The organism is Methylobacterium sp. 1A (assembly GCF_058072805.1).
This window is the reverse complement of sequence record NZ_JBYQVE010000002.1, coordinates 1,193,715-1,211,295: the sequence shown is the minus strand read 5'-3', so window position 1 is coordinate 1,211,295 and position 17,581 is coordinate 1,193,715. Positions and strand designations below refer to the sequence as shown.

At 70.8% G+C, this 17,581-nt stretch carries 11 protein-coding genes; 5 read left to right on the top strand and 6 right to left on the bottom strand.

Going from position 1 to position 17,581, the window contains the following annotated elements; all coding sequences use genetic code 11:
- Window positions 1-29 precede the first annotated feature (29 nt).
- From ACX9MN_RS25880 to ACX9MN_RS25860, 5 genes are all read right to left on the bottom strand, one after another.
- A complete protein-coding gene (locus tag ACX9MN_RS25880) occupies window positions 30-1,565 on the bottom strand; it encodes an efflux transporter outer membrane subunit (RefSeq protein WP_489725826.1) in 1,536 nt (511 codons plus the stop codon).
- 170 nt (window positions 1,566-1,735) lie between these two features.
- Window positions 1,736-5,203: an efflux RND transporter permease subunit gene (locus ACX9MN_RS25875; RefSeq protein ID WP_489725825.1), complete on the bottom strand. Its 3,468-nt coding sequence runs from the start codon at window positions 5,201-5,203 to the stop codon at window positions 1,736-1,738.
- Window positions 5,200-8,325, bottom strand: a complete 3,126-nt coding sequence (locus ACX9MN_RS25870; protein WP_489725824.1) for an MdtB/MuxB family multidrug efflux RND transporter permease subunit — start codon at window positions 8,323-8,325, stop codon at window positions 5,200-5,202. Before ACX9MN_RS25870 ends, ACX9MN_RS25875 begins: the two co-directional genes overlap by 4 nt.
- A 64-nt stretch (window positions 8,326-8,389) precedes the next feature.
- Window positions 8,390-9,772 carry an MdtA/MuxA family multidrug efflux RND transporter periplasmic adaptor subunit gene (locus tag ACX9MN_RS25865; protein WP_489725823.1) on the bottom strand — a complete coding sequence of 461 codons (1,383 nt, stop codon included), beginning with the start codon at window positions 9,770-9,772 and terminating at the stop codon, window positions 8,390-8,392.
- Between the two features lie 298 nt (window positions 9,773-10,070).
- Window positions 10,071-10,247, bottom strand: a complete 177-nt coding sequence (locus tag ACX9MN_RS25860) for a hypothetical protein (protein WP_165923183.1) — start codon at window positions 10,245-10,247, stop codon at window positions 10,071-10,073.
- A gap of 366 nt (window positions 10,248-10,613) precedes the next feature.
- Between ACX9MN_RS25860 and ACX9MN_RS25855 the strand changes: the two genes are divergently transcribed.
- From ACX9MN_RS25855 to ACX9MN_RS25840, 4 genes are all read left to right on the top strand, one after another.
- Window positions 10,614-11,783: an aminotransferase gene (locus ACX9MN_RS25855; protein ID WP_489725822.1), complete on the top strand. Its 1,170-nt coding sequence runs from the start codon at window positions 10,614-10,616 to the stop codon at window positions 11,781-11,783.
- 141 nt (window positions 11,784-11,924) lie between these two features.
- Window positions 11,925-12,419, top strand: a complete 495-nt coding sequence (locus tag ACX9MN_RS25850; protein WP_056533673.1) for a DUF4112 domain-containing protein — start codon at window positions 11,925-11,927, stop codon at window positions 12,417-12,419.
- 97 nt (window positions 12,420-12,516) lie between these two features.
- Complete coding sequence (locus ACX9MN_RS25845; protein WP_489725821.1) at window positions 12,517-13,737, top strand: ABC transporter permease; 1,221 nt, start codon at window positions 12,517-12,519, stop codon at window positions 13,735-13,737.
- 391 nt (window positions 13,738-14,128) lie between these two features.
- Window positions 14,129-14,668, top strand: coding sequence for a Ros/MucR family transcriptional regulator (locus ACX9MN_RS25840; protein ID WP_091926972.1), 540 nt, complete (start codon window positions 14,129-14,131; stop codon window positions 14,666-14,668).
- A gap of 132 nt (window positions 14,669-14,800) precedes the next feature.
- On the opposite strand, the gene ACX9MN_RS25835 is transcribed toward ACX9MN_RS25840, so the two are convergent.
- Window positions 14,801-16,234, bottom strand: a complete 1,434-nt coding sequence (locus ACX9MN_RS25835; RefSeq protein ID WP_020094019.1) for an FAD-linked oxidase C-terminal domain-containing protein — start codon at window positions 16,232-16,234, stop codon at window positions 14,801-14,803.
- Between the two features lie 228 nt (window positions 16,235-16,462).
- Here ACX9MN_RS25835 and ACX9MN_RS25830 point away from each other — a divergent pair, with 228 nt between their 5' ends.
- A complete protein-coding gene (locus ACX9MN_RS25830; protein WP_489725820.1) occupies window positions 16,463-17,488 on the top strand; it encodes a KpsF/GutQ family sugar-phosphate isomerase in 1,026 nt (341 codons plus the stop codon).
- Window positions 17,489-17,581 lie beyond the last annotated feature (93 nt).

Sequence of the window (17,581 nt, the reverse complement as noted above, 5' to 3'; positions counted from 1 at the left end):
TCCCGCGCGGGCGCTCGGCCCGGCGGCCGCTACTCGTCGGGGCGGACCGCCTGGCCGCCCCGGTCGATCGGAAGGCTCGGGCCCTTCAGCTCGGAATCGCTCGGCAGGGCGCGCACGTCCCAGCCGCCGCCGAGCGCCCGGATCAGCGTGACCGCCGCGGTGAAGCGGTTCAGTCGCACCTGAAGGGCGTTGACCTCGTTGTTCACGAGCAGGTTCTGCGCGGTCACCACCGTGGTGAAGTTCTGGGTGCCGGCCCGGTACTCGTTGAGGGTGATCTCCACGGCCTTGCGCGACAGGTCCACGGCGGTGTCCTGCGCCCCCTGCTGCTGGCCGAGGATGCGCAAAGCCGCCATCTGGTTCTCGACCTCCGCGAAGGCGGCCAGCACCACCTGCCGGTAATTGGCCACCGCCGCGTCGTAGCCGGCCTCGGCCGAGCGCAGCGCCGCGGTGCGGGCGCCGCCGTCGAACAGCACCTCGCTGCCGGAGGCCGCCACCGACCAGACCTGGTTGGCCGCCGAGAGCAGGCCGTTGCGGGTCGCCCCCGAGATGCCGCCCTGGGCCGAGATCGTCACGGTCGGGAAGAAGGCCGCCACCGCCACGCCGATGCGCTCGCTCTGCGCCTGGACGAGGCGCTCGGCCTGGGCCACGTCGGGCCGCCGCTCCAGCAGGTCGCCGGGGATGCCCACCGGCACGCCCGGCGGGCTGCGCCCGATGCCGGATACCGGGATCGACACCTCGGAGGGCGGCCGCCCGATCAGGGTGGCGATGGCGTTGACGAACTGCACCCGGGTCAGGCGCACCGCGATGGCCTGGGCCTGGATGGTCTGGACCTGGGTCTGCGCGGTGATCACGTCGGAGCGCGCCGCGACCCCGGCGGCGTACTGGTTCTCGGTGATCGCCAAGGTCCTCTTGAAGTTCTCGACGTTCTCGTCGAGCACCTTCTGGAGGGAATCGGCGTAGCGCACCGTCAGGTAGTCGGCCGCGATCTCCGCCTGGATGCTCAGGCGGGTCAGCGCGATCGTGGCGGCGTCGGACTGCGCCAGGGCCGCCTCGCTCTCGATGGTGCGGCGCGTGCCGCCGAACAGGTCGAGCTCCCAGCTCGCCTGGCCCAGCAGCGCCACGTTGGTGCGCGTGGCGGTGCCGCTGCCGGTCCGGGTGATGCTCGGCGCGCCGATCACCGTCGGGTACAGGGCCGCCTGCGCGGAGGCGACGAGCGCCCGCGCCTGCCGGTAATTCGCCACCGCCTGCCGGAGGGACTGGTTGTCGACGTCGACGAGGCGGATCAGCCGGTCGAGGGTCGGGTCCTTGAACACCCGCCACCAGTCGCCGCGCTCGACCGCGTCGCTCGGCCGGGCCTCGCGCCAGCCCTTCTTCCGCGCCGCGACGTAGGCCGGGCTGTCCTCCCGGACACCGCCCTGCTTGTAGGCCAGCGGCGTCTCCACGGAGGGTCGGGTGTAGTCCGGGCCGACCACGCAGCCGGCGAGGAGCGGGGCGGCGAGGAGCAGGGATGCGAGGGTGCGGAGCCGGTGATGGGTAAAAAGCGCACCGCCCACCCTGAACCGCATCCTGAGGTGCCGGAGCGTAGCGGAGGCCTCGAAGGAGCCCTCCAGGAATCGCGCGCCTGGCTGGAGCCCTCCTTCGAGGCTGCTGTGCAGCACCTCAGGATGAGGAGGTGGGTTGGAGGAACCCCCGCGCGCGATCGCGGCCGCCGCTGTTTCACGTGAAACCTTAACCATCACTCTCCGGCCGGCAGCGCCGCTTCTCCGCTCCGCCCGCCGCGCCTGCGCCGGTTGAGCACCCTGTGCCGGAGGCGATCGAGGGTGAGGTAGACGACAGGGGTGGTGTAGAGGGTCAGGATCTGGCTCACAATCAGCCCGCCGACGATGGCGATGCCCAGCGGGCGGCGCAGCTCCGCGCCCTCGCCGTTGGCCAGGATCAGCGGCACGGCGCCGAGCATGGCGGCCAGCGTCGTCATCATGATCGGCCGGAAGCGCAGGAGACAGGCCTCGCGGATCGCGTCCACGGGATTCGAGGCCCGGGTCCGCTCCGCGTCGATCGCCACGTCGATCATCATGATCGCGTTCTTCTTCACGATGCCGATGAGCAGGAACACGGCGATCAGCGCGATGATGGTGAAGTCGGTGCCCGTCACCAGCAGGGCCAGCACCGCGCCGACGCCGGCCGAGGGCAGGGTCGAGAGGATCGTCAGCGGGTGCACGAAGCTCTCGTAGAGGATTCCCAGCACCGCGTAGACCGCCAGGATCGCCGCCAGGATCAGCAGCGGCTGGCGCGACGCGGAGGCGACGTAGTTCTTGGCCGCGCCGGCATACTCGCCGTGGATCGTGGCGGGCAGCTGCAGGGAGGCCATGGCCCGGTCGATGGCGTCCGTGGCGTCCGACAGGCTCTTGCCCGGGGCGAGGTTGAACGAGATCGTGGTCGCCACGAACAGGCCCTGGTGGCTCACCTGCACGGGGGCACTGCCGGGCTCGATCCGCGCGAAGGCCGAGAGCGGCACCATCGTCTCCTTGGCGGCGGAGACCGGCGCGCTCGACGAGGCGCCGCCCTTGCTCGCCGCGATGGCGTTGGCGGAGGCGTTGCGGGCCGAGTCGGACGCGATGGCGGCGGCGTTCGAGGCGGTGTCGGCCGTGCTGGCGGAAGCGGCGGCGGCCGCCGCCGCGACGGCGCCCGCGGTGCCCGAGCCGCCGACGGCGCCGGAGCCCGTGGCGACGCCGGTCGCGGCGCTCGCCGACGACCCGCTGCCCGGGCTGCTGGTGCCGGTCGCCGCGTTGGTGTTGACGGTCCCGCCCGCCGCCACCGTGCCGGCGACCGCGTTGGTGGTGGCCGAGCCCGGCGCGTTGCCGCCCGAGGTCGAGACGTAGATCTGCTTGAGCGTCTCCGGCGTTTCCAGGTAGCGCGGCGCGATCTCCATCACGACGTGGTACTGGTTCAGCGGGTTGTAGATCGTCGAGACCTGGCGCTGGCCGAAGGCGTCGTAGAGGGTGTTGTCGATCTTGTTCGGCGTGATGCCGTAGCGGAACGCGGTCGCCCGGTCGATCACGACCCGGCTCTCCAACCCGCCCTCCTGCTGGTCCGAGGTCACGTCCGCGAAGGTCGGGTCCTTCTGCAGGGCCGCCACCAGCTTCGGGGCGGCGGCGAACAGCTCCTCGGCCGTGTCGCCCTGGAGGGTGTACTGGTACTGGGCGAAGCTCTGGCGGCCGCCCATTTGCAGGTCCTGGCGGGGGAAGACGTAGAGGCGCGCGCCCGCGACCTGCGCGAGCTTCGGCCGCAGCCGCGCCATCACGGCCGAGATCGGCGCCCGCTCGTTGAGCGGCTTCAGGCCGACGAAGACGTTGGCCGAGTTGGTGCCGCGGCCGCCCGTGAAGCCGACGACGCTCTCGACCGCCGGATCCGCCCCGACGATCGCGGTCGCCTGCGTGAGCTTCTTCTCCATCGACTGGAACGAGATGCGCTGGTCGGCCTGGATGCCGCCCATCATCTGCCCGGTATCCTGCTCGGGGAAGAACCCCTTCGGGACGATGATGTAGAGGTAGACGTTGAGCCCGACCGTGGCGAGCAGGCTCAGCAGGACGAGGCGCGGATGGGCGAGCGCCACCTCCAGCGTCCGCGCGTAGGCCCCGAGCAGCCGGGCGAAGCCGCCCTCCAGAATCCGGATCAGCAGGTTCGGCCGGCGGCCGGCCGGCGGTTCGCCATTGGGACCATGCCCCTCGGCCCGGAGCAGCCGGGCACACATCATCGGCGTGGTCGTGAGCGAGAGCACCAAGGAAATCAGGATCGACAGCGACAGGGTCACCGAAAATTCCTGGAAGATGCGGCCGACGAGGCCGCCCATCAGCAGGATCGGCAGGAACACCGCGATGAGTGACAGGCTCATCGAGATCACCGTGAATCCGACCTCCCGCGCGCCGATCAGCGCCGCCTGGAGCCGGGGCTTGCCCTCCTCGATGTGCCGCTGGACGTTCTCCAGCACCACGATGGCGTCGTCGACCACGAAGCCGGTGCCGATGATCAGCGCGGTCAGCGACAGGATGTTGAGCGAGTAGCCGAGCAGATACATCGCCGAGAAGGTGCCGACGATCGAGATCGGCACGGCGACCGCCGGGATCAGCGTGGCCCGCCAGGAGCGCAGGAAGCCGTACACCACCAGGATGACGAGGCCGACCGCCACCAGCAGCGTCTCCTCGGTGGCCGCGAGGGAGGCGCGGATCGTGGCGCTGCGATCGCCGGTGAGCTTGATGTCGATGCCGCCGGGCAGGGAGGCGGTGATCTGCGGCAGCGCCTCCTTCACGGCGTTGATGGTCTCGACCACGTTGGCGCCGGGCTGCTTGTAGACGAACAGCAGCACGCCCGGCTTGCCGTTGACGATGCCGAGGTTGCGCTTGTCCTCGACCCCGTCGAGCACCTGCCCGACATCGGTGAGCTTCACCGCGGCGCCGTTGCGGTAGGCCACGATGATGTCGCGGTAATCGGCGGCCTTGCGGCCCTGGTCGTTGGCGTAGAGCTGGTAGCGGCGGTCGCCCGCGTCGATCTCGCCCTTGGGCGAGTTCGCGTTCGCGGAGGCGAGCGCGGCCCGGATGCCCTCGAGGCCGATGCCGTAGTTGAACAGGGCCGTGGGATCGAGCTCGACCCGCACCGCCGGCAGGGACGAGCCGCCGATATCGACGTTGCCGACGCCCGGCAGCTGCGACAGCTTCTGCTGCACCACGGTGGCGGCGGAATCGTAGACCTGGCCGCGGGTCAGCGTCTCCGAGGTCATGCCGAGGATGATGATCGGCGTGTCGGCGGGGTTGAACTTCCGGTAGGTCGGGTTCTGCCGGAGCGACGCGGGCAGGTCGGCGCGCGCCGCGTTGATGGCGGCCTGGACGTCGCGGGCCGCGCCGTCGATGTCGCGGTTGAGGCCGAACAGCAGCACGATCCGGGTCGAGCCGAGGGAGTTCGTGGACGTCATCTCGTTGACGTCCGCGATGGCGCCGAGCCGCCGCTCCAGGGGCGCCGCCACGGTGGTGGCCATGGTGTCGGGCGAGGCGCCGGCCATCTGGGCCTGGACGAGGATCACCGGGAAGTCGATCTGCGGCAGCGGCGCCACCGGCAGCTTCAGGAAGGCGAACAGCCCGGCGAGCAGCACGCCGATCGTGAGCAGCGTGGTCGCCACCGGCCGCCGGATGAACGGCTCGGAGATGTTCACGGCAGCGCCTCGCCGGGCGCGAGATCCGGCCCCCGCCGCCCCGAGATCCGCCGCTCCAGCCGGTCGAAGGCCAGGTAGATCACCGGCGTGGTGAACAGCGTCAGCACCTGGCTGACGATCAGGCCGCCCGCGATGCAGATGCCGAGCGGCTGGCGCAGCTCGGAGCCGACGCCGGTGCCGAGGATCAGCGGCACCGCCGCGAAGAGCGCCGCCAGCGTCGTCATCAGAATCGGCCGGAAGCGCAGCAGGCAGGCCTGGAAGATCGCCTCGCGGGGCTCGAGCCCGTCCTCGCGCTCCGCCTGGAGCGCGAAGTCGATCATCATGATGGCGTTCTTCTTCACGATGCCGATCAGCAGCACGATGCCGATCACCGCGATGATGTCGAGCGACAGGCCGAACAGCATCAGGCCGAGCAGCGCCCCGATCCCCGCCGACGGCAGGGTCGAGAGGATCGTGATCGGGTGGATGAAGCTCTCGTAGAGCACGCCCAGCACGATGTAGACGGTCACGATCGCCGCCAGGACCAGGAACAGCTCGTTGCCGAGCGCCGACTGGAAGGCGAAGACCGAGCCCTGCGGCACCACCCGGAACGAGGGCGGCAGGCCGATCTCGGCCTTGACCTTGTCGATCGCCTCGACCGCCTGCCCCAGCGCCGCGCCGGGGGCGAGGTTGAACGAAACGGTGGTGGCCGGGAACTGGCCGAGATGAGAGATCAGCAGCGGCGCCCGCCGCTCGCTGATCCGCGCGACCGCCGAGAGCGGCACCTGCCCGTTGGTCGCCGTGGAGGAGGGCAGGTAGATCGCGTCGAGGCTGCGGAGCGTCGTGTGCAGCTTCGGGTCGGCCTCCAGGATCACCCGGTACTGGTTGGACTGGGTGAAGATCGTCGAGATGATCCGCTGGCCGAAGGCGTCGTAGAGGGCGTTGTCGATCGTCGCCGGGGTGATGCCGTAGCGGCCGGCGGTCGGCCGGTCGATGGTCACGTAGGCGGCGAGCCCCTGGCCCTGGTGGTCGCTCGCCACGTCGGTGACCACGGGCGACTTCGCCAGCGCCTCGGTGAAGCGCGGCACCCAGGTCTCGAAATCGTCGATGTTCGGGCTCTCCAGGATCACTTGGTACTGGGTCGCCGAGACCGCGGTGTCGATGGTCAGGTCCTGGACCGGCTGCATGTAGAGCCGCATGCCGGGCTGGTTGGCCGCCGCCGCCGAGATCCGCCGGATGATCGCGCTGGCCGTCGCGGTGCGCGCGTCCCGGGGCTTCAGGTTGATCAGCATCCGGCCGGAATTGAGCGTGACATTCTGGCCGTCGACCCCGATGAACGACGACAGGCTCGCCACGTCCGGGTCCTTGAGGACGATCTCGGCCATCCGCTGCTGGCGCTCGGCCATGGCGGCGTAGGAGACCGACTGGTCGGCCTGGGTGATGCCCTGGATGACGCCCGTGTCCTGCACGGGGAAGAAGCCCTTCGGGATCACCGCGAACAGGTAGATCGTGAGCCCGAGCGTGCCGAGCGCCACCAGCAGGGTCAGGCCCTGGTGGTTCAGGACGACCCGCAGGGAGCGGCCGTAGGACTCGATCGTGCCGTCGATGGCGCGCCGGCCCAGGCGGGAGAGGACGCCCTCCCGGCGGCGGTGGCCGGCTTCCGGGACGTGCTTCAGGAGCCGCGCGCACAGCATCGGCACCAGCGTCAGCGAGACCACCGCCGAGATGATGATCGTGGCCGCCAGCGTGATGGCGAATTCGTGGAACAGCCGCCCGACCACGTCGCCCATGAACAGGAGCGGGATCAGCACGGCGATCAGCGAGACGGTCAGCGAGATGATGGTGAAGCCGATCTCGCGGGAGCCCTTGAGCGCCGCCTCTAGGGGCGAGTCGCCGGCCTCCACGTGCCGGGCGATGTTCTCGATCACCACGATGGCGTCGTCGACCACGAAGCCGGTGGCGATGGTGAGCGCCATCAGCGACAGGTTGTCGAGGGAGAAGCCGTAGAGGTCCATGACCGACAGGGCGCCGACCAGCGACAGCGGCACCGACAGGCTCGGGATCAGGGTCGCCGACAGGCTGCGCAGGAACAGGAAGATCACCAGCACCACGAGCGCGATGGCGAGGCCGAGCTCGAACTGCACGTCCTCCACGGAGGCGCGGATCGTGGTGGTCCGGTCGGTGAGCGGCGCCACCGCGACGGCGGCCGGCAGGCTCGCCTGGAGCTGCGGCAGCAGCGACTTGATCTTGTCGACGGTCGCGATGACGTTGGCGCCGGGCTGGCGCTGGATGTTCAGGATCACCGCCGGCGTCGCGTCCGCCCAGGCGCCGAGCTTGGTGTTCTCCGGCCCCTCGACCACGTCGGCCACCTCCGAGAGCATCACCGGGGCGCCGTTGCGGTAGGCGATGATCGCCGCGTCGTAGGCCTTCGGGTCGCGGATCTGGTCGTTGGCGTTGATCGCGTAGGACTGCTTCGGCCCGTCGATCGTGCCCTTCGGCGTGTTGACGTTGAGGTTGGTGATGGTGGTGCGCAGGTCGTCGATGTTGAGCCCGTAGGCGGCGAGCGCCCGCGCGTTGAACCGCACCCGCACGGCCGGGCGCTGGCCGCCCGAGATGCTCACGAGGCCGACGCCCGCCACCTGGCTGATCTTCTGCGCGAGGCGCGACTCGGCGAGGTCGCGCACCTGGGTAAGCGGCAGGGTCTTGGAGGTGAGCGCCAGCGTCAGGATCGGCGCGTCGGCCGGGTTGACCTTGGCGTAGATCGGCGGCGCCGGCAGGTCGGAGGGCAGGAGGTTGCCGGCGGCGTTGATCGCCGCCTGGACCTGCTGCTCGGCGATGTCCAGCGGCAGGTCCAGGCTGAACTGCAGGGTGATGACCGAGGCGCCCGCCGAGGATTGCGAGGTCATCTGGTTGAGGTTGGCGAGCTGGCCGAACTGCCGCTCCAGCGGCGCCGTCACCGAGGAGGTCATCACCTCGGGGCTGGCGCCGGGATAGAAGGTCTGGACCTGGATCGTCGGGTAATCGACCGCCGGCAGCGCCGAGACCGGCAGGTTCAGGTACGACACACCGCCGACGATCAGGATCGCCAGCATCAGCAGCGTCGTGGCCACCGGTCGCAGGATGAACAGGCGGGACGGGTTCATGACGCGCTCCCGTTATCCCTTCCCCCGCGGAGGGGGGAGAGGCAGCGTCGCGCCAGAGCCGTCCTCACTGCGCCTGACGGCGCCGGTGCCGACGACCGCCCTCCGCTGTCCCTTGGGAATCCGCCGCCGCGTCGGGCTTCACATCCCCTTTGCCGTCCTGCTTCGCCGCCGCGGCCTTGCCGTCGCCGGCGGCCGCCGGCGCGCCCTCGGTGATGCGCACCGGCGCGCCGTCCTTCAGCCGGTCGGTGCCGTCCGTGACGACGCGGTCGCCCGGGTTCAGCCCGGAGACCACCACCGTGTGGGTCCCGTCAGTCTCGCCGGTCTTGATCGGCCGGACCGTGACCTTGCTGTCCCCGTCCATCAGGTAGACGTAGGTGCCGGGCGTGCCCTGGAGCAGGCTGGAATTCGGCACCAGCGTCGCGCCCCGCACCGTGTCGACGGTCAGCTTGGCGTTGACGAACTGGTTCGGGAACAGCTCCTCGTCGGAATTGTCGAACAGCGCGCGCAGCTTCACCGTGCCGGTGGTCGTGTCGATCTGGTTGTCGACCGTGTCGAGGCGGCCGGTGGCGATCTCGTGGGCGTCGCCGCGGTCGTAGGCCCGCACGGTGAGCTTCGCGCCCGCCCGCACCTGCCGCATCACCCGCGACACGTCGTCCTCCGGCAGGGTGAACACCACCGAGATCGGGTGGAGCTGGGTCACCACCACGATCGCCGTGGAGGCGGCCGAGATGTAGTTGCCCTGGTCGACCTGGCGCAGGCCGACGCGGCCGTCCACCGGCGAGACGATGTGCGTGTAGGCGATGTTGAGCTTCTGCTGGTCGACGAGCGCTTGGTCGGCCGCGACCGTGCCCTCGTTCTGCTTCACCAGGGCGGCCTGCGTGTCGACGTTCTGCTTCGAGATCGAGTCCTGCCGGTTCAGCGTCTGGTAGCGCTGCAGGTCGAGCTTCGAGTTCTGGAGCAGCGCCTGGTCGCGGGCGAGCTGGCCCTGGTACTGCGCGAGCAGCGCCTCGTAGGGGCGGGAATCGATCCGGGCGAGCTCGTCGCCCGCCTTCACGGTCTGGCCCTCCCGGAACTGCACCTGCGTGAGGTAGCCGCTGATCTGCGACTTCACCGTCACGGTGGCGAGCGGCGTCACGGTGCCGAGGCCCTGCAGCACCACCGGCATGTCGCCGGTCGTGGCGCTGGCGATGCCCACCGCCTGCGGCATGTCGGCCCCGCCGCGCCGGCCGCCGTGGCCGCCGGTGTGATGCGCCGTCGCCGGCTCGGCGCCCTTGCCGGTGCGCGCCTCGTACCAGCGGTGGCCGATCGCCCCGGCGCCGGCGAGCAGCACCAGGAACACGAGCCAGCGGATCGGGCGGAAGCGCCGCGTCCGGACCTCGCGCGCGGGCGCCTCGCCGGGCTGGTAGGCGCGGGCCGTGTCGGTCCGGATCGGTGAACTCTCGTTCATGCCTGACTAGAGCACAGGACGGTCGTCTGCGCGACCGGCGGCACCCTATCCCTCGCTGTCCAAGCCCCCATGCCGCCCCCGGAACGCCGCGTCCCGGAAGCCCGTCCTGAAGCCGCCCGGTCCCGCGGGACCCGACGGCTCCGATCCCGTGTACGGGAGCGTAAGCCCATAAAGCTGTCCGGGCCCCGAACGGCTCCTTACCGCGGCGTCATGGACATCCGCTGCCGCGCCGCTCGCGCACCTCGCGGCGCCCTCCACCGGTGCCCGGCCAATGCGCCGTCACTAGGGCGGCGACGTTTCACTCGTGTTGCTGGGGCCCGCCGGACGCGTCCGGTACCGCATAAGCGCGCAGCACCGCCCGGAACGCGGGATCGACCGGGGTGACGGCCACGGCGCGGCGCAGGCCGAGTCCGAGGCCGCCGACCAGCAGCGCCAGCACCAGGCAGCCGAGGAACGCGCGTGAGGAGGGCCGCATCGTCGTATCCGGTGGCCGACCCGGCGAGCGGGGCGTGAGCGGGTGCGGCCGCGTCCGGACATGCCGAAAGGGCCATCGACCCGCAAGTCGATGGCCCTTCTGGGGACCGGAGCGGCGCCCCGCTGACGGAGCGAGGGGGCGAAGCTCCGTCGGCGTGTGCGCCGCTCCGGCCGTGATCTGAACCTAAGAGACGGGTGATGAATGTCAACATTCGTCAGCAGGCCCCGGCGCGCCGGAGACCGGGTCTGTGCGACCGCGCACATTCCGCAACGCGCGACGGCCATGTTACAGGCCGGCGATGCCGAGACCCGCCATGCCGACTCTCTCGATGCCCGGCGCCGCGTGCCGTACCCCGTGCCGCGCCGCATGAGGTCCGCCGTCATCAACTCCGTCTTCGACGCGCTGCCCACGACCGTGTTCGAGACCATGTCGCGTCTCGCGCGGGTCCACGGTGCGATCAATCTCGGCCAGGGATTCCCGGACGATGCCGGGCCGGCGGATGTCCGCGAGCGGGGCGCGCGGGCGCTCCTGGACGGCTGGAACCAGTACCCGCCGATGATGGGCCTGCCGGCCCTGCGCGAGGCGGTCGCCGCCCATTACGCGCAGCACCAGGGCCTCGTCCTCGACCCGGAGACCGAGGTGATGGTCACCTCCGGGGCGACCGAGGCCCTGGCCGGCGCGCTCCTGGCGCTGATCGAGCCCGGCGACGAGGTCGTGCTGTTCGCGCCCATGTACGACGCCTACCTGCCCCTGGTCCGGCGGGCAGGCGGCGTGCCGCGGATCGTGGCGCTCCGGCCCCCGGACTTCCGCCTCGACGAGGCCGCGCTCGCGGAGGCTTTCGGGGCGCGGACCCGGGTCGTGGTGCTGAACAACCCCCTCAACCCGAGCGCCACCCTGTTCGCGCCCGAGGACCTCGACCTGCTCGCCCGCTACTGCCAGCGCTTCGACGTGACCGCCCTCTGCGACGAGGTCTGGGAGCACGTGGTGTTCGACGGCGCGCGCCACCGGCCGCTGATGGCGCTGCCCGGGATGCGGGAGCGGACCGTCAAGATCGGCTCGGCCGGCAAGATCTTCTCCCTCACCGGCTGGAAGGTCGGCTTCGTGATGGCCGATGCCCGGCTGATGCGCGGGCTCGCCAAGGCGCACCAGTTCCTGACCTTCACGACGCCCCCGAACCTCCAGGAGGCGGTGGCCTATGGGCTGGGCAAGCCGGCCCCGTGGTTCGAGGCGATGCGGGGCGGCTACGCCCGGTCCCGCGACCGGCTCGCGGACGGCCTGCGCGGCCTCGGCTTCACCGTGCTGCCGGCCCGGGCCACGTGGTTTCTCAACATCGACATCGCCGCCCGCGGCCACGCCGACGACGTGGCCTTCTGCGAGGCCCTGGTCACCCGTCACGGCGTCGCGGCGATCCCCGTGAGCGCCTTCTACCCGGACGCCTCCGTGCGCGGCCTCGTCCGGCTCTGCTTCGCCAAGGACGACGCGACCCTGGATGCGGCGCTCGACCGCATGCGCGGGCTCCCGGGGGCCGGGGCATGAGGGTCGGCTCGAGGGACGGCATGACGGGCATCACGACGGGCAGTACGGCGGGCCACGCGCGCCGAGCGGGCGCTGTCCTTGCGGGGATCCAGGCGGGGGGCCACATCGTTGGGGACGATGGCTTCCCGACGGATCCCGACCATGGACTTCACCCAGGCTGCCCAGGCCGGGCGTTTCGCCCGTGCCGAGACCTTCCCCGGGGGCGAGACCCGCGCCGGCCCCCGGCCCCCCTACCTGTCGGCGGATCTCGGACGGGAGGCGAGCCTCGCCCGGCTGGAGACGCTGGCCCACCTGATGGACACCGCCTTCGTCATCCCGGGCATCAACCGGCGGGTCGGGTTCGACGCGCTGATCGGCCTCGTGCCGGTGATCGGCGACTTGGCCGGCATGGTGATCTCGTCCTTCATCGTCTACGAGGCGAAGCGCCTCGGGGCGCCGCGCTGGCTGGTGGCCCGGATGGGCCTGAACGTGGCCTTCGACGGGCTGATCGGCGCCGTGCCGGTGGCGGGCGACTTGTTCGACGCCGCCTTCAAGGCCAACCGCCGCAACGTCCGGCTACTGCGCCGCTGGCTGGAGCGCAGCGGCAACCTGCGTCCCACCGAGATCGACGGCACCGCGACCCGGCTCGACGGCTGAGCGTTCCCGGCCTCCGTCCCGCGGCCGACCGGTCGCGGGGCCGCCCGGATATCGGGGCGGCCGACGCGCGCGCGATGCGGCTCGAGAGGCAGCACGGATGAACGAGGTCACGCGTCCCGGCGACAGCGAGGTCGTGCCCGCGCCGATGCCCGGTGCCCAGCCGCTGGTCCTGCGGCCGGACGAGGGCGCGCCGCCGCCGGTCCTGCCCGGGGCCGCCGGCCGGCGCGCCCGGCTGTCGCCGCTCAACCGGCGCCGCCTCGACAATTTCCGCCGCAACCGGCTCGGCTACGGATCGTTCGTGATCTTCACGGTCCTGTTCGTGCTCAGCCTGTTCGCGGAGTTCATCGCCAACGACCGCCCGATCGTGATGTCCTACAAGGGCGAGTGGCTGGTCCCGGTCCTGGTCGACTATCCGGAGGAGAAGTTCGGCGGCTTCCTCGCCACGACCGACTACCGCTCCCCCGAGATCCGCCGGGAGATCGCGGCGAACGGCTGGGCGCTTTGGTCGCCGATCCCGTACGCGTACGACACGATCAACGAGGACCTGCCGACGCCGTCGCCGTCGCCGCCGACCTGGATGCTCACGGACGCGCAGTGCAAGCCCGTCGCCGAGAAGCTCGGCGGCTCGACCTGCGCGGACATTCCCTGGCACTGGCTCGGCACCGACAACACCACGCGGGACGTGCTGGCGCGGGTGATCTACGGCTTCCGCATCTCGGTCCTGTTCGGTCTGATCCTGGCCGCGGTCTCGTCGGTGATCGGGGTCATCGCGGGGGCCGTGCAGGGCTATTTCGGCGGCTGGGTCGATCTCGCCTTCCAGCGCTTCATCGAGGTCTGGGGCGGCATCCCGACCCTCTACCTGATCATCATCATCTCGGCCTTCATCGCCCCGGGCTTCTTCGTCCTGCTCGGGATCATGCTGCTGTTCTCCTGGGTCGCGCTGGTGAGCGTGGTGCGTGCCGAGTTCCTGCGGGCGCGGAACTTCGAGTATGTCCGGGCGGCCCGGGCGCTGGGGCTGTCGAATATCCGGATCATGACGGTCCACCTGCTGCCGAACGCCATGGTGGCGACGCTGACCTTCCTGCCGTTCATCCTGAACGGCTCGATCACCACCCTGACCTCGCTCGACTTCCTCGGCTTCGGCCTGCCGCCGGGCTCGCCGTCCCTCGGAGAGCTTCTCGCGCAGGGCAAGGACAATCTGACCGCGCCGTGGCTTGGATTGACCGGTTTCCTGGTCATCGCCGTGATGTTGAGCCTGCTCGTCTTCGCCGGCGAGGCCGTGCGGGACGCCTTCGATCCGCGCAAGACTTTCGCCTGAGGCTGCGCGGGTTGCGAAAATGACGCAGGGCCTCGCCCCGCGCTCGCACAACTGTACGAAGATTGCGCATTGTGCCCGCACGACCGGGCGGCAATCGTATACGACCGTCTAGAGCCGGCCCCTGACCCGGGGGTAAAGGTCTCTGCCGGCTGCGAAAACCCGCTTCGAGGAAGCGACTAGCATTCGCCGGGCGGACACCGATAAAGCCTCTCAGAAGTGTCCATTAAGTGGCGCCAATGCAACCATACCCTGTAAGCCTCGCCGCGTGATGCAGAGTTAGACTTCGGTCTCATCACAGATAATTGTATGGCGCGGCTTGCATTTTTCGGACGCTGACTTAACTCGCGAAAAGTGGGGATCCCATCAGGCATTTGTGCCGAGGAACGAGAGAATGTCAGAAGCTGCGCCGACATCGCAATTGGATTTCATCGAGCGGACCGTGGACGTCGTCGCGGCCTACGTTTCCAACAACTCGCTGCCCTCGGCCGAATTGCCGGCCCTGATCGCGAGCATCCACGAGGCGCTGAACACGATCGGGGCCGGCCCCGTCGCTCCGGCGACCGAGAGCGTCGAGCGGCCGACGCCCGCCCAGATCCGCAAGTCGATCCGCCCCGACGGGCTGGTCAGCTTCATCGACGGGAAGTCGTACAAGACGCTGAAGCGTCACCTGACCAAGCACGGTCTCGATCCGCAGACCTACCGCGAGCGCTACGGCCTGCCAGCCGATTACCCGACCACTTCGGCGAACTACTCGGCGCAGCGCTCGGCGCTCGCCAAGAGCCTCGGCCTCGGCCAGCCGGGCCGGTCCCCGGCGTCCGACAAGGCCGCCGCCGAGGAGGAGGCTGCCGCCCCCGCCTCCGCCCCTGCCTCCGGTCGCCGCAAGACCGCCGCGACCAAGACCCGGGCGAGCCGCAAGGTCGAGGCCGCCTGAGCGCGGCCGCGAGGCCCGGACGGGGGCGGGCGATCGGAGACGATCGCACCCGCACCGGTCCGGACTTGTTCGCCAGACCTCTTGGCCGGGCTCTCGGCCAAGCTCTCGGCCGGACCCCGCGCGCGGCGCGGCTCAGGCCGCGAGGCGCCCGTCCAGCGGGAACACCTTGGCGGGGTTCAGCATCCAGTCCGGATCGAACACCGCCTTGACCCGCATCTGCTGCTCGAGATCGACCTGGTCGTACTGGAAGCGCATCAACTCGCGCTTCTCGATGCCGACCCCGTGCTCGCCGGTGAGGCAGCCGCCGACCTCGACGCAGAGCTTCAGGATCTCGTCGCCCGCGGCCTCGGCCTTCTGCAATTCGCCGGGCGTGTTAATGTCGAACAAGATCAGCGGGTGCAGGTTGCCGTCGCCCGCGTGGAACACGTTGGCGACGCGCAGGCCCTTCTCGGCGCAGATGGCGCCGATCCGCTCCAGCACCGGCCCGAGCTGGCCGGTGGGGATCGTCCCGTCCATGCAGATGTAGTCGGAGATCCGGCCGGTCGCCCCGAAGGCCGACTTGCGGCCCTTCCAGATCGCGGCCGATTCCGCCTCCGAGCGCGAGACGCGCAGGCTGGTCGGGCGGAAATCCCGGGCGATCGTCTCGATCCGCGCCAGCATCGCGTCGCACTCGGCGTCCGAGCCCTCGACCTCGATGATCAGCATCGCCTCGGCGTCGCGCGGGTAGCCGGCCTGGGCGAAGTCCTCGGTGATGAGGATCGCCTCGCGGTCCATGTACTCGATCGCCACCGGGATGATCCCGGCCGCGATAATCGCCGCGACGCAGTCGCCCGCATCCTCGACCTTCGAGAAGCCGACCAGCACCGGGCGCGCGCCCTCGGCGGCGCGCAGGATCCGCACGGTCGCCTCGGTGACGATGCCGAGCTGCCCCTCCGAGCCGCAGACGAGGCCGAGCAGGTCGTAGCCGCCGCTGTCGAGGTGCTGGCCGCCGATCTCCACCACGGTGCCGTCGTTGAGCACCAGGGTGACGCCGAGCAGGTTGTTGGTGGTCACGCCGTATTTCAGGCAGTGCGCGCCGCCCGAATTCATCGCGATGTTGCCGGCGATCGTGCAGGCGAGCTGGCTCGACGGGTCGGGGGCGTAGAAGAAGCCCTCGTGGCTGACCGCCCCGGAGATCGCCAGATTGGTGATGCCGCTCTGCACCCGGGCGGTGCGGTTGGCGAAGTCCATGTCGAGGACCTGGGTCATCTTGCCGACGCCGAGGATGATCGCGTCGGCCTGCGCGATGGCGCCGCCCGCGAGCGACGTGCCGGCGCCCCGGGGCACGACCCGCACGCCGTTGGCGTGGCAGTAGGCCATCACGGCGGCGACCTCCGCGGTGGTGGAGGGCAGCACCACGGCGAGCGGCATCTGCCGGTAGGCGGTGAGCCCGTCGGTCTCGAAGGCCCGGCGCTCGTCCTCGCTGACCACCAGCGCCTCCGGCGCGACCAGGGGCGCGAGGCCGGCCAGGATCGCCTCGCGGCGGGCGAGGATCGCGGGATCGGGGTCGGGGAAGCGGATGGTCATGGGGCTCTTGCCCTCCTGGGGCCCGCGGCGCGGGACGGCGCGCGGGATGGCGTGCCGGGAGCATGGACCCCGGCGGCCGCGCCTTCAACCGGCGTGCGGCGCTGCGTCGTCCCCGCGTCACATTTCAACCACGACGGCTGCCTAGCGTCGCCGGAGACGCCTCGCTGCGCCGCTCCCCGATTCCGGCCCCCGGTGCCGGATCCGGTCGACGGGTCAAGAACGGACACGATGAACGCTCCCGCCTCCAGCGCCCTGCGCGACGACCGCTACGACGCGCCGTCGGCGCATCTCGCCACCACCCGCGACCTCGGGATCCGCAGCCTCCAACTCGGCATCGCGGCCCTGCAGGAGGCGAGCGTCGCCTTCCAGGGCCGGCTCGGCGCGGCCTTCGAGGAGGCGGTGCAGACCATCCTGCAGAGCAAGGGCCGCGTCATCGTCAGCGGCATCGGCAAGAGCGGGCATGTCGGGCGCAAGATCGCCGCGACGCTGGCCTCCACCGGCACGCACGCCTTCTTCGTCCACCCGACCGAGGCGAGCCACGGCGATCTCGGGATGATCGCCCGGGACGACGTCATCATCGCGCTGTCGTGGTCGGGGGAGACCGCGGAACTGTCCGACCTCGTCGGCTTCAGCCGCCGGTTCTCGATCCCTCTGGTGGCGATTACCCGCAACGGCGAGAGCACCCTGGGCAAGGCCGCCGACGTGCTGCTGGAACTGCCCCGCGTGCGGGAATCCTGCCCGCACGACCTCGCGCCGACCTCCTCCAGCCTGATCCAGCTGGCGCTGGGCGACGCCCTGGCGGTGGCGCTCCTGGAGCGGCGCGGCTTCACCTCGGCGCGCTTCCACACCCTGCATCCGGGCGGCACCCTCGCGGCCCGCCTCAGGACCGTGCAGCAGGTGATGCACGGGCCCCAGGACATGCCGCTGGTGCACGAGACCGCCCTCATGTCCGAGGTGATGATCGAGATCGCGGCGCGGCGCTACGGCTGCGTCGGCGTCACGGACGCGGCCGGCCGCCTCGTCGGCATCGTCACGGACGGCGACCTGCGCCGCCACATGGGTCCGGCGCTCCTCGACACGCCGGTCTCGACCGTCATGACCCGCGACCCGGTGACCGTGGAGCCGCACAAGCTGGCTCAGGCCGCGCTGGAGCTGATGAACCGCCGGCTGATCACGGCGGTCTTCGCCGTCACCGACGGCCGGCCTGTCGGCATCGTGCACGTCCACGACCTGCTGCGCGTCGGCATCGCCTGAGGCCGTCCGGACCCGGCAGGTCCGATCCGCGCCCGCATCCCGCGAGGCCTCGCCGCCTCACGACGGGGCGCAGGGTGCGGCGGCCGGGCGCCC

Bases quoted from the DNA above. Each gene is read 5' to 3' on its own strand.
- ACX9MN_RS25880 (WP_489725826.1), bottom strand. From the start codon at position 1,565: ATGCGGTTCAGGGTGGGCGGTGCGCTTTTTACCCATCACCGGCTCCGC.
- ACX9MN_RS25870 (WP_489725824.1), bottom strand. From the start codon at position 8,325: ATGAACCCGTCCCGCCTGTTCATCCTGCGACCGGTGGCCACGACGCTG.
- ACX9MN_RS25865 (WP_489725823.1), bottom strand. From the start codon at position 9,772: ATGAACGAGAGTTCACCGATCCGGACCGACACGGCCCGCGCCTACCAG.
- ACX9MN_RS25860 (WP_165923183.1), bottom strand. From the start codon at position 10,247: ATGCGGCCCTCCTCACGCGCGTTCCTCGGCTGCCTGGTGCTGGCGCTG.
- ACX9MN_RS25855 (WP_489725822.1), top strand. From the start codon at position 10,614: ATGAGGTCCGCCGTCATCAACTCCGTCTTCGACGCGCTGCCCACGACC.
- ACX9MN_RS25850 (WP_056533673.1), top strand. From the start codon at position 11,925: ATGGACTTCACCCAGGCTGCCCAGGCCGGGCGTTTCGCCCGTGCCGAG.
- ACX9MN_RS25845 (WP_489725821.1), top strand. From the start codon at position 12,517: ATGAACGAGGTCACGCGTCCCGGCGACAGCGAGGTCGTGCCCGCGCCG.
- ACX9MN_RS25840 (WP_091926972.1), top strand. From the start codon at position 14,129: ATGTCAGAAGCTGCGCCGACATCGCAATTGGATTTCATCGAGCGGACC.
- ACX9MN_RS25835 (WP_020094019.1), bottom strand. From the start codon at position 16,234: ATGACCATCCGCTTCCCCGACCCCGATCCCGCGATCCTCGCCCGCCGC.
- ACX9MN_RS25830 (WP_489725820.1), top strand. From the start codon at position 16,463: ATGAACGCTCCCGCCTCCAGCGCCCTGCGCGACGACCGCTACGACGCG.